This window comes from Arcicella sp. (assembly GCF_964672035.1).
Map to the genome: position 1 here is coordinate 1 of NZ_CBABQS010000006.1, position 13,035 is coordinate 13,035.

A 13,035-nucleotide genomic window follows, 5' to 3' on the forward strand; every position below is an offset into this window, starting at 1 on the left:
GAACGATTCGTCAGAATTTGCCTGACCGTGATAGAATCTTGGAAGTTCTGTTCAGAAATATTTTTAAACCAAATAGCTGCTGTAAAGTCTTCATATTCTTGTTTATCCGTAATTTTTGAAGACTGAGACGCATCCACAACGCCTTCGGGCACGCCCTTATACGTAACCATCCATGATTTTAATTGAGGTGCTTTTCCGAAAAAATCGTTGGTTTTTAGCTGTAATTTTAATTTAATAAATGGGCATTTTTTAGCATCTATTGAATTGATTTTCAATTGATTAGATTGTATATTTTGTTGTAAATAAGTTTCATTCCCTTGAAAATTTACGCCGATAATATCATACAAAAATGATTGATTTTTTGGGTCATTTTGTTCGATTTTTATAAATATATCATTCCACTCTGAGGTAGGCCCAATCAAGGGAGAAGTGATTGTTCCTTCGTTAAATCGGTCTTTAATTTCAAAATTATCAAGGCTCAATATCTCGGTTTCGGGGTTTCCATCAAAGTTTGGGAAAAGTTCTAAACTTGCCTTTTTTGCTCCTTTCCTACCAATCGTAAAGAAGGGTGAACCCGCTGTAAGTCGTTGAATTTTAGAGACATCCACACCAATTTCTGCAAATTGTTGTAAATTTTTAGTCGTTAATTTTGAGTAGTCTATCAATCCAGAATTCCAAATCATGACATAATTTCCCCAAGGAATTGCGGAGAAATAATCATTAATATCGGTATCGGTTGGTTCGGGAGAAAGGTAATTGATGGAATAAGGCGTATATCCACAGACTAATCTTGGTAAAACTGAAAAAGGTCTCAAAGCATGATTGAATGCAACCGCATTGAAGTTTTGCCAAGGATAACAAACGCCATCGCTCAACAATAATTTATCATTCAGAATTACGAAATTTGAACGATAGGGGCGAGATACGCCACTATTCCAGCCATACACTTTTGCGGATATTTTTATCATTGATTGGGGAAATTTCCAGTTTGTTCCGTCCAAAATAATTTGATTGTCAGTAGTCGTTTTTTCTAATTGAGCAAAGCTATTTTGAGCGAATCCTTCCGTGCCATTTTTGAGGTAGATAAACGAACTTTCCACCCAATCTTTTTGACTAAATATTTTCGTTCTGACGTAATAAACCGTGCTGTCTTTATCCAATAAATTTGTTCGCCAATTCAATAGAAATGAAGCCGTTCCAGAGAAAGTTTTTTTGAAAGTTGAATTATAGTTCTTGGAAGAATCCAACTCAATTGTAACGACTGATTTATTGTAAATTAAAGGAATTTGTAAAGTGAAATTTACTTCTTTTTGATTGACAATAGAGAATTCAAGGGGCGATAAAATGCTGATATTTGCACTCGGAAAGTTATATTCATACACCACTGAATTATTGTTTTTTCTGGATTCAAGTATTTGATTATCAGAGTCTAAGTTGATTTCAAAACGATTATTTCCAATGCTTAGGTTTTTGTCATTTCTGATATTAAAGTATAAAGTATCTTGATAATTAATGGGGTTGAAAAGCATTTTTCCAAAATCATCTACCGTTCCATTAGCGTACATTCGTTTTAAACTGATGCTCAATTTTTTAGCAGAAACTCTGCCCAAATTGCTGACAATTATACCAATTTTTATAGAATCTGCATTGGCATTTAACGGATTATTTTTATCAATATTTTGCAAGAAAATAGACGTATTATTTACTTCATAATCAGGTTTTTGAGTTGGGAAAAGCGCTACTGCTGGGTCGCCTTGCAAGGTGAATTGTTGAGCATTTCCAAGCACATAAAAATTGTCTGGGAACTTCTTTAAATGCCGATTTATACTCTCACGCATGATAGTTCCGAAAGGTTTATCCGCCCATAATGAATCGGTAAATTGTGTATTATAAATTTCGTCGGAATACGTTTTTAAGGCAAAAGGATAACCCAAATTTGAATGAGCCAAAAATAAAATTGCCCCACGATTTGGCGTATTTACCCAATCTGTTCCGAAGGAATTTCGAGTACTAAAAAGGTCACCCGCATCACAGCCGTTTACCATCACGAAGGGATATTTTCCTTTGTTTTGATAACCCAAAAGGTCATTAGAGCAATAGCCAATGTCCATGTCGGTTTGGCCTGGAGCGGAATGCCCAAACATCATAATCATTCCAAGGCCTTGATTTACACGCTCGGTAACGTTAATAAATTCAACGGGATTATCGGTTTTTTTGGATAATAAATCTACTTTTTGGCCCAATAAACCTTGCTCGCAAACCGCTTTAAATTCTTCGGTATACTGTCGTAAAGAAGTGAGCTCACTAATGCTTCTACCGCCCGACATTTTTAAGGCATTTTTTCGCCAAAGTGCATCCATTGGATTCGCTTCATGCTCTTTTACTTTATTCAAATAGTTCAAAACTGTTTCTGGATTATCAGTTGCCAATCGACCAATCGCAAGGCTTGAAAAGTTGGCATCTGTTCCGTTCAATCCCATGGTAAAAGGGATGTCTCCACCGGGATAACCCCACGTAGGAACTAAGTCAATTTGATAATCCGTTAGGCTTTTTCTGGCTCTTTGTGGATAATTTGCATTGCCAATTAAGAAAACAAATTCGGGTTTATTATGTTGCAATATTTGGCTCAGAAATCGCTTGATTGCCAAAGGGTTTTTATCTCCATAGGTAAATAAATTATAGAGTAAATCTACATCTACTGAAAGCGTGTCGTATTTTCCTCCCATAGCAGATGCTCTGTAAGTTGCATACGCTTTTATATATTTTGATAAAGATTTATGGTTGATAATCAGGTAATTAGCTTTTGTAGTTACCACATTTCTAAAGCTAATTGGCTCAATTTGAATAACCTTTTTTACTTGATTAGTCGCTAAAATTTGTTGTCCCGAAACGATGCTTTCGATAGCCGTTCCGTTGTTAGTAAATTCAATTTTTTGTACGTTGTTTTTATCCGAAATATCGTACAATTGTACGCCTTCGGGAGCGTTTGGAATACTGATAAATCGGTCTTGCCTTTCATTTTTTGGCCACGTGAAAACTTTCTCAGAAACACCTTGCATATCAAAACTTTGAGGATAAATTAGTTTGATATAAGATACTGAATATTGGTCAGCCTGGGAACCAATTGAGCGAGTTGAAATTCGTAAGGTGTTATCGGCAATGTCTTGGAAATTTACTATTTTTTTGATTTTCTTGGTGTAATAATTTTCCAAAATAGTAGTATCCAAAATCCGTTGATTTGGGGCATTCCTAAGCCAAGTTTCAATCAAATGCCCTCCTGATGAACGACCCGTAAAAAGCAGTTCAATCTGCGGTTTTTGAGTAACTGATTTTATTGAATTTCTAAGATTAAAGTCAAAATTTGCAAATATATTTTTGTCTTGAACTTCGCCCGTCCAGCCTTTTCCATCGCCATAATTACTATCTAAAACGCCTGAATGTAATGCCACCCCGATAGGATTTGGTTGTCCTTCGGCGTAGGATGAAGTGAATAATTGCAGGTTTTCTTCCCAATGAAAAAGCGCTGGTTTGAGGTTTTGAGTATTTTCTTTTTTGGATATTTTTATTCGTTTACCTGTCTGATCATCAATATGATACGTTAAAAAATACGAAGCTGTATCCGAGTATAAACTGTAGTATTGATGAGGTTGGGATAGGGTAGGGGCGTAAAGCAAAGAATCTAATTGTCCATTATTCCCTTCGGCATAAAACTCTATAAAATCGGTTTCATTGAATATTTTATCTTCGCCACTTTTGATAAAAATGGCTTGTTCTTGTCCACGCCTAAATACTTGTATTTTTTCTGGATTGATATTCGTTGGAAAGCCTGCTGTTTTTAGGTTAATGAAGGGAATTTGATAAATTCCTTTCTGCGTGATTTTGAACTTAAAATATTGCTGATTCTGCTTTATCCACTCGTTTCCAAAAGTTTGGGCGTGCGCAAAACTGTAAGATAGCAATAAGGAGAAAAACAGTGGATAAGTGCGAGTATAGGTAGTCATTTTTGTGAGAATATTAATTTTTTCAAAGTTCTTAATTTATCGAATAAAAACGAATTTTTTGACTCTTTTCCTGAAAGTATTTCAAAATCTTTTCGAAACCCTCGAATTTTTCTGAATTGATAAATCTTACCTTATGATTTGACAATTTGTAGAGGAGAATAATTATGATAATGCTGGTTCGCAGGCGTAACACCGCTTTTAGAACATTATGACAAAGTGAACTGGATGCGTAATATATTGTAATTCGGTTAATGATTAATAACTACACAAAAGTCTCCGATTAGTTCATCGGGGAGTTTTTAGTTTTACCCCATAATTCCTTGCATTAATTTATTTGAAATATGAGTATATTGCTAATGGATATTTTCTTTTGAAGATAACAAAATTTTACGGTTTTGAATATGGATAAAGAAATTTTACCATCCTTGAAAATTTTGTAAAAACCCTTCATTGAGAACGGTGAAATGCCAATTTATTGTCTATAATCGGCTATATCTTAATTTTCAGAGAATACTTAACTAATTAATCATGAACCCATATAATTCGAGAAGAAATTTTCTGAAAACCAGCGGGTTAGCCGTTGGAGCAGGACTTTTATCGCATAATCTTTTAGCCAAAAATCAAAAAATGGAAGACGTTATAATCGGTCATAATGCTCATAAATACCGTGTAAAAGCAGGCTGGGGCATATTGGATGCTGGTAAAAACCCTGTAAATGATTGTCACGAAATGGTGGAAGATGCCAAAGGACGGTTAATTATGTGTACCAACGAAACCAAAAATAACGTCATTATTTACGATAAATCGGGCAATTTGTTGGAAACTTGGGGAACTACCTACACGGGAGCCCACGGCCTTACGATTGCCAACGAAGGAGCGGAACAATTTTTATTTATTTGTGATAATGCCCGTCACCAAGTGATCAAAACAGATTTGAAAGGGCGTGAAATAATGAAGTTGGAATATCCAAAAGAGACGGGCGTTTATGATTCGCCCAATCAATTTGTACCCACAGAAACGGCTATTAATCCTGCCAATGGTGATATTTATGTGGCGGATGGGTATGGTGCAAATTATATTACACAGTATGATACCCACGGAAAATATATTCGTCATTTTGGGGGTAAAAGTTCAGATGGTGCCTATGCTGATGAAAAATTCAATACTTGTCATGGCGTTTTAGTGGATACACGGGATAAGGCAAATCCAACGCTACTCATTACCGACCGAATGAACCAATGTTTAAAAAGATTCACTTTAGACGGGAAATTCTTAGCCGTTTACCGTTTCCCCGGTACATTCATCTGTCGCCCAGTGCTGCACGGAGATAATATTTTTGCGGCAGCTTATAGAAGTGGAGATGCTTCTTGGTTAAATTCGGGCTATATTCAAGTGATTGATAAGGATATGAAAGCCATTTCGACCCCTGGTGGTTCGGAACCGATTTATAAAGATGGAAAACTTATTCGTCAGTACAAAGATGACCCGAGTAATGTTTTCATGCACCCACACGATGTATACGTGGATTCGGACGAGAACGTATATGTGCCTCAATGGAATTCTAAAAAGACCTATCCAGTGAAATTGGAAAGAATTTCTTAGTTGTTCGATTTTCGATGTATGATTTTCGACCTAAGAGAATCGAACATCGAAAACCGAATGTCGAACAACGAACAGCGAACATCTAAAACCGAATATCGAATAATAAAAATGATTTTACAACAAACCACTTCTCCATCCGATTGGGCCATGTTTTTTGGACATTTTCACCCTGTGATTGTTCATTTACCCATCGGAATGTTGATGATTGCTGCTATTTTGGAATATATTTCTCGAAAGAAAAAAGTCGATGCACTTCAACCTGCCATTGCCCCTGTGTTGTGGTGGGGAATGATTTCGGCGATTATTTCCTGCGTTTTGGGGTATCTCCTTTCTACTTCGGGAGAATATAATGAAGATACCCTTTTCTGGCATCAATGGATGGGGATTGGCGTGGCCGTGGTATCGTTAGGGGCTTGGTACATGAAGAAAAACTGGCAAAATGACGCTTCTATGAGCAAAATTTATGTGCCATCTTTATACCTCGGGGTTATATTACTGACGGGTACTGGACATTTGGGTGGAAGTTTGACGCACGGGGATGATTATCTATACAATTTCACGCCCGAACCTTTCAGAGGGTTTGCGGGAATGCCTCCCCGTACAAATGGCGTTGGCGTGAGAAAAAAGATTGAAAACATTGAACAAGCCCTTGTCTATCAAGATGTTATTGCGCCTGTGATGGAACAAAAATGCTGGTCGTGCCACAATGCTAATAAAATTAAAGGGCAATTACGAATGGATAAACCCGAATTATTGGTAAAAGGAGGCGAACACGGAGCCATTTTTAAAGCCAATGACCCAGATAATTCTGAGATAATTAAGCGACTTTTACTCGACATGAACGATGAACATCACATGCCGCCAAAAGGAAAAACACCTTTGACCGAACAAGAAATTTCGTTGGTAACTTGGTGGATAAAGAACGGAGCAAAGTTTGATGTAAAAGTTGCTCAAATGAAGCCAGATGATAAAATTAAGCCCATTTTAGTTGCTTTGGTGGGTGGAGCATCCATGGAAAATACGGCCAATGGAGGCGAAACAATTTCCCCTATTTTCAACGAAAAAGTAGCAGTAGCTTCGGAAAATGACATCAAAAAACTGACGGATTTGAATGTAATTGTAATGCCCGTTTCGAAAGACCAAAATTATTTAGATGTCAATTTTATTAATGCCCGAAATTTGGACGATTCTAAAATGATTTTGTTATCAAACGTTTCGGAACAAATTGTTTGGTTGAAATTGGGAAATACAAAAATTACGGATAAATCGCTTTCAGAAATTACGCAATTGCCACATTTAACTCGCCTAAATCTGGAGCATACCGCCATAACTGATGCAGGAATTAGCCAATTGAAAGACTTGAAATATTTGGAATACATCAATCTTTTTGATACCAAAATAACCGATGCAGGCATTGCAACATTGGCAAAATTAAAAGCTTTGAAAAAGGTGTATTGCTGGCAAACAAAAGTAACCATTGCGGGTGTAAACGCTCTAAAAAAAGCCTTACCAAATGTGGAAGTGGATATGGGTTGGCATGATAAAATGCCTACGACCGATACTACCAAGAAGATTGAAGAGAAAAAGGTGGTGGCGAAATAAAGTTTATAATTCGTTTCTCAAACACGGAAGTCGTCCTTTCAAAGGACGACTTCCGTACAATTTCTACTCGTCCCAAAGATTTTCCAAAGTATAATCACTTCCTTCCAAGCACCAAAAATCCCCTTTAATATAGCGGTAATGTAAATCTAAACTGCTCATTTTTGCCATTTCTTCGGCGGTAAGTTCAATATCTGCTGCTTCTAAATTCTCTTTTAACCTTTGTGGGTTTACCGATTTTGGAATTACCGAAGCACCCCTGTTTACCGCCCAAGCCAACATAATTTGTGCGGGAGAAACGCCTTTTTCTTGGGATATTTTAAGAATTGTTTCATTTTGGAAAAGTTTTGGTTCACTTTCCAAAATCCTTGCGGCTGGTCGGTCGGCAGAACCTAATGGACAATATCCTGTCAAGAAAATGCCTTTTTCCTGAGCAAAATTCAAAAGGTCTTTTTGCTGTAAAAACGGGTGCGACTCCACCTGCACAACTTCAGGCATTACGCCAGTTTCTTCCGAAATTTGATTGATTTTTTTGATGCTGAAATTGGAAACGCCAATGTGTTTGGTCAAACCTTTTTCTTGCAAATCAATCAATTCTCGCCACGTTTCTGACAAGGGGATTTCGTTTAAACTAATCAAATCTTCGCCTTTTTGGGAGTAGCCAATATTGTATTGCAAAGCCACAGGCCAGTGAATTAGGTATAAATCCAAATAATCAAGTCCTAAATCTTTGAGGGTAATTTCAAATGCTCCTTTTACATCCTCTTTGCGGTGGCGATTATTCCACAATTTAGACGTAATCCAGAGTTCTTGTCTCGTCACTTCACCGTTTTTGATAGCATCCGCAATTGCCTGACCAATTTCGGCTTCATTGCCGTAAAAAAAGGCACAATCAAAATGGCGATACCCAATTTCAATCGCCTTTCTGACTACCTCATATACCTCTCCTTTCGCTGATTTCCAAGTACCTAAGCCCAAAACGGGCATTTCATCACTATTTTTAAAAGTTAAATATTTCATGGGGGAATTTTAAAATGTTTATTAATATTGTTAAAAATAATACATTAATTTTTCTATTTTAGTATTATTTTTAAAACCGCCCTTACTACAAAAGACAATATCATAATTTACCACCATTTTTCCCCTACAAAAAATGTCCGAATCTTATCTTCACTTTCTTTATCAATTTCAATATTTCGATAAAACTCATCTGGAAACTACTGATAATGAATTGGTTAGAATTATAAAAATTGGCAGATTAAATGCTGATTCAGGGGCAGATTTCCAAGATGCCCGAATTGTAGTCGGTGAAGTCGAATGGGCGGGAAGCGTGGAAATTCACCTAAAATCATCCGATTGGGATATTCATAAACATCAAAATGATACTGCCTACCAAAACGTAATTCTGCATTTGGTTTGGGAGGATGATAAACCTATTCTCAGAAAAGATGGTACGAAAATTCCTACGCTTACGCTACGGGAAAGAGCCGATAAAAACCTTCTTAGGAAATATCAAGCCATGATGGAATCCAACGCTGAGATGCCTTGCCAAAATCAATTTATGGAAGTTGACGACATCAAAAAACTGTCGATGTTGGATAAGGTTTTGATGAAACGATTGGAGGATAAATCTTTGATAATTCATCAGTTTTTGCAAGAAAATAATGCTGATTGGGAAGAAACCACTTACCAAGTTTTGGCCAAAAACTTTGGCTTTAAACTCAATTCAGCACCTTTTTTGAGTTTAGCGAAGAATCTTCCGCTCAAAATTCTCCAAAAACATCGTGATAATTTATCGCAAATTGAAGCCCTAATTTTTGGGGTTGCAGGCTTTTTGAATAACGAAAACAACGACCTTGAAAAGTGGGATGAATATCGTTTAAATCTCCGCAAAGAATTTCAATTTTTAGCTTCAAAATATCAATTACAAGACAAAATTTTGGGTCAGCACGAGTGGAAATATTTGCGACTTCGTCCTGCTAATTTTCCAACGGTTCGTTTGGCGCAATTTGCCCGATTTATTCACGAAAATGCCAATCTTTTTTCGGTCTTAATTTACCTCGAAAATGTGAAAAGTTTAGCCAAAATTTTGAAAGTAAAACAATCGGATTATTGGATTGAACATTACGTTTTTGGCAAAAAATCCGAAGGAAAAGTGCCAACTTTTGGGAATGCTTCGGTAGAAAATGTGGTGATAAATACGGTTGTTCCATTATTGGTTTCTTACGCTAATCAAAAAGATAATCGGGAATATTTAGAGAAAGCCATTCGTTTATTAGAAGAACTCCGTGCAGAAGAAAATAGTATCACAAATCATTGGAAATCAATGGGTTTGTCAATAAAATCAGCCTTCGATTCGCAAGCGAGTATTGAATGGCACAACCATTTTTGCTTGGCTAAAAAGTGCTTGAATTGTAATGTTGGCGTGGATATTTTGCGGAGGTGAATCTACTCCTTCGCCTCCTCATCAACCTGCACACTAATCACTTCTCCCGTGGTTGAAATGCCTTCAATTAAAGTCGAACTTGGATGGTTATTTTTCCAAAATTCAATGAACTGTTTTTCAGCAAAATGGTCTATTTTATCTATCTTCCAAAAGTAAGTTCCAATATTTTTATGCTCGGTTTTTGAGTTCATAAAATCTCGTTTTGGCATTAAGCCAATGCTGGCAAAGGTTTTAAATTTTTGGGTTTTCAGAAAATCTCCGTCGGCACTCAATATATTGATAGCCAGTGAATTAGTCCTTAAATTTATGGCTGATAGTTTTACAGAATCAGTTAAAATATGAATAGATGCTGGTTTTATCAAAGATGCGGGAAGCAAACTAATATTTTGCCACACCATCGGAATGCCATCAATTGAAATACTGATGTTCTTTTTATGCGTAGAATCTCGCAAAAAGATATTTTTTTCGTTAAACACTAAATCAGGTAATTCATTTTTTAAAACCTCATAAAGTCTATTTCCCATAGAAAATCCACCAATTTCATTGATAATTTTGTCTGCATGAGGATGATTTTTTCTAAAATCAATTTCCTCTTTTTTAAAAACTTCTTTTGTAGGTTTTTTCAAAAATAAACTGTCTTGAGCAATCATTAAAATCTTAATGTCATCATCTTTTTCAGCGTTAGTTTTGAAATTCATTTTGGGTAAAACGTGCCATTTTGGAATGAATATTTCGGGAGATTCAATCTCAAAAGTTAGGGGTTCTTGAGCCTGTTGAAATTGGAGTTTAAACTTTGCGGTGTCTTCAAAAATTAAAGGTTCTGTCTCAAAGCCTCCTTTGCTATCAGCAATTGTTTTAAGTCCCAATTGCCAATTTTTTGTGTTGACATATCCAACAATTTCTGCTGGTTTTTTCTTGTCAAAATTCTTTGCTCGACCTTTGATGGTTGTTCCTAATTGAGGCTCAAATTTCTTATCATTACGTTGGGAATAATCAATGGATGAATTAGCCAAAAGCATCAAGTCTAATATCTCTTTTGCTTGTATAGTAGTATCTAAAGTGCTTTTAAATGGTTCTACGGCATATTTTAGGTCAGAATTCAGAAACAAAAATTTTCTTAAATTCTCTATTTTACTTCCCTCATTGATAAACCTTTTATCTGCCAAAGAAACCAATGTACTGCCTTCAATGGCAAGGCTGTCTTGGTCTAAAATCTGAATTTCAACCCCGCTATCTTTCGACTTTAAACTTACAATTGGACGATTTGAGTCATTGTAATTGTAAAAAACTCGTTCAGCAATTTTATTATTTAAGACATCTAATATCAACACATTTACGATTCCTTCATCGGTTAAATTATCTTTGGGAAAGATAAATGTGGTGATTTTACTTTTGGGCAAAAAATCATTTTCGTAGATAATTTGCCCTCTTTGATGAATAATAAAACGTAGCGGTTTGAATTCCGATAAGGCCAAATTGGAATATAATTTAATCAAAATATTGTCCGTATTTAGGATGGGCCTCACTTGCAAAGCAAAGCCTTTCTTGAGGGTTGTTGGCAACTCAATAATTTTACCATTATTCAGTTTTACGTGAATTGAATGTTTGGAATTTGGAATAGTAAAAAAATCTCCAATTCCTTGAATCTCCACTGCTTGTGTTATGGAAGTCTCGGTAGAATCTAAAGATTTATCTATATATTCTCCCGAGATTTTGGCAAAACTGCCATCAGGATAGGTGGCACGAATGCCCATGCGATTACTGATTCCTTCGATCAGATTTCCACCTTCGGGAAAAAGCTGAATTTGGATAGAATCTGAACTCACCGTATCGGACAACATCTCTTTTGAGAGAATCCTGATGTTTTTCCGAAAGAACAAATCTTCGTCATAATTTCTCATCCAATTGGTATGGCCAATTAACTGACAACTGCTTGATAATGAGTCGAATAGTGGAATAAAACCTTGACTGATGCCATCTTCAATCAAGAATTTTTGTTGAGAAAAAACCTTCTTTTTGTTTCGTAAAGTGACATAAAGAATCTTGGAAGGACTTGGTTTATGCGTAGTTGCGTCTAAGGTGTACGCCTTAAACCAGAGTGTATCGTGTGAGAAATACGCATCTCTATCGGTTCGTATAAAGACTTTTTCGTGAGGTTGATAGTTAGGAATTGTCAGAGAATTTTGGGTAGAATCTTTCGCTGTATTGAGCAATTCATAATCATCAGGCACAAAATCAGCGACTCGGCGATTGCCCATGCTACCCATCAAAAGTAATTTTAGCGGTTCTTCCGAAATGCCTTGATACGAGAATTTAAAATTATCAGCTTTAGTTTCTATCCAACTTACTTGGTGGTTAATTTCTGCATAAAATGTTGAATTATCTCGTTGTTGAAGATAATGGATTTCGTAACGATTTTTGGGTAAAATTATTCGTTGCAACTGAACATCAAATTTTGCCAAAATATTGATATTTACTTCCATTAATTTTTTGGGGAAATTGTCTCTAAAAAGGCGATTTCTGGCAATATTTTCAAGGGTATCTTTTTCCAGATAAACCCTGAAGCCTTCTTCCTGAGAAGTTCCCATAACGATTGATTTAAAAAAATGCCGAATAGAACCTTTGTAGGCTTTCTCACGATTTTTTTCAATCAATTTTTGTTGTATTTCATCCGTTTGCGGAATTGGTTTAAAAAAGACATTTCCACCAAACTGAAAATCTTCGTTGGTAGAACGAAATGTTGCGAGTGAATAATCTATGTCATAACCTAATGCTTGATTTTTGATAATTAATGGGTTTTCGGCAGTGGCGGTAAGTACCCTTTTTTCGAGCGCAAAGTTCAATTCGTGCGGGTTGGTAATTTCCGTTTTTTTAACATTTTTAGATTTACCCAAGAATATTTTTAAAAAATGAGCGTAGTTTTTTTTCCATTGTTTCCCTCTTTTTCCAACCACAATAATTTCACTTAACTCTTTACTATTGACGTTTAGTTGAATTTTAAGGGTTTGATTTTCATTAGGTTTTATCACAAATTCCTGCTCAAAACTCTTATAACCAATCATCGAAGTTACCAATTTTAAATAGCCAGTTGGTACGTTTTTTAGAGAAAAATAGCCTTTTTCATCGCTTTGCGTTCCTTTGGTAGTTTTGCTGATATAGACACTCACAAAAGGCAAAGGCTCTTTAGTTTTTGCATCAATAATTCGTCCGCTAATGTCTTGCGCAAACATTGGTGAAGAAATCCATGAGATGAGCAAAATTGAGATAAAGAGGCAAGGAAATGCTTTTGACATGGTGTTAGGGCGATAATTATTTGGCAACAGAAAGACACAAAGTAACACAATGTTTTTGGCAAAATTATACGGCGTAAATACTATTTTTTAATAC

At 36.0% G+C, this 13,035-nt stretch carries 6 protein-coding genes; 3 read left to right on the plus strand and 3 right to left on the minus strand.

All coding sequences use genetic code 11. The features are described 5' to 3' along the window. Nucleotides 1-4,001: putative type IX secretion system sortase PorU2 (gene porU2 / locus AC1W31_RS02740; protein ID WP_481732868.1), on the minus strand; the 4,001-nt coding region annotated here is incomplete at its 3' end. A gap of 528 nt (nt 4,002-4,529) precedes the next feature. Between porU2 and AC1W31_RS02745 the strand changes: the two genes are divergently transcribed. Together AC1W31_RS02745 and AC1W31_RS02750 are read left to right on the plus strand one after the other, a co-directional pair. After that, a complete protein-coding gene (locus tag AC1W31_RS02745; protein WP_481732869.1) occupies nt 4,530-5,603 on the plus strand; it encodes a twin-arginine translocation signal domain-containing protein in 1,074 nt (357 codons plus the stop codon). 18 nt (nt 5,604-5,621) lie between these two features. Next, nucleotides 5,622-7,205 carry a c-type cytochrome domain-containing protein gene (locus AC1W31_RS02750; RefSeq protein ID WP_481732870.1) on the plus strand — a complete coding sequence of 528 codons (1,584 nt, stop codon included), beginning with the start codon at nt 5,622-5,624 and terminating at the stop codon, nt 7,203-7,205. A 63-nt stretch (nt 7,206-7,268) separates the two neighbouring features. Here AC1W31_RS02750 and AC1W31_RS02755 read toward each other — a convergent pair whose 3' ends face one another. After that, nucleotides 7,269-8,222 carry an aldo/keto reductase gene (locus AC1W31_RS02755; protein ID WP_481732871.1) on the minus strand — a complete coding sequence of 318 codons (954 nt, stop codon included), beginning with the start codon at nt 8,220-8,222 and terminating at the stop codon, nt 7,269-7,271. Between the two features lie 133 nt (nt 8,223-8,355). Between AC1W31_RS02755 and AC1W31_RS02760 the strand changes: the two genes are divergently transcribed. Beyond that, nucleotides 8,356-9,648: a DUF2851 family protein gene (locus AC1W31_RS02760; RefSeq protein ID WP_481732872.1), complete on the plus strand. Its 1,293-nt coding sequence runs from the start codon at nt 8,356-8,358 to the stop codon at nt 9,646-9,648. A 2-nt stretch (nt 9,649-9,650) separates the two neighbouring features. On the opposite strand, the gene AC1W31_RS02765 is transcribed toward AC1W31_RS02760, so the two are convergent. After that, nucleotides 9,651-12,941 (minus strand): carboxypeptidase-like regulatory domain-containing protein, encoded by a 3,291-nt coding sequence (locus AC1W31_RS02765; RefSeq protein WP_481732873.1) that lies wholly within the window; start codon nt 12,939-12,941, stop codon nt 9,651-9,653. Nucleotides 12,942-13,035 lie beyond the last annotated feature (94 nt).

What these genes read in the sequence shown, in the direction of transcription:
- AC1W31_RS02745 (WP_481732869.1), top strand. Translation starts at nt 4,530, where the DNA reads ATGAACCCATATAATTCGAGAAGAAATTTTCTGAAAACCAGCGGGTTA.
- AC1W31_RS02750 (WP_481732870.1), top strand. Translation starts at nt 5,622, where the DNA reads ATGATTTTCGACCTAAGAGAATCGAACATCGAAAACCGAATGTCGAAC.
- AC1W31_RS02755 (WP_481732871.1), bottom strand. Translation starts at nt 8,222, where the DNA reads ATGAAATATTTAACTTTTAAAAATAGTGATGAAATGCCCGTTTTGGGC.
- AC1W31_RS02760 (WP_481732872.1), top strand. Translation starts at nt 8,356, where the DNA reads ATGTCCGAATCTTATCTTCACTTTCTTTATCAATTTCAATATTTCGAT.
- AC1W31_RS02765 (WP_481732873.1), bottom strand. Translation starts at nt 12,941, where the DNA reads ATGTCAAAAGCATTTCCTTGCCTCTTTATCTCAATTTTGCTCATCTCA.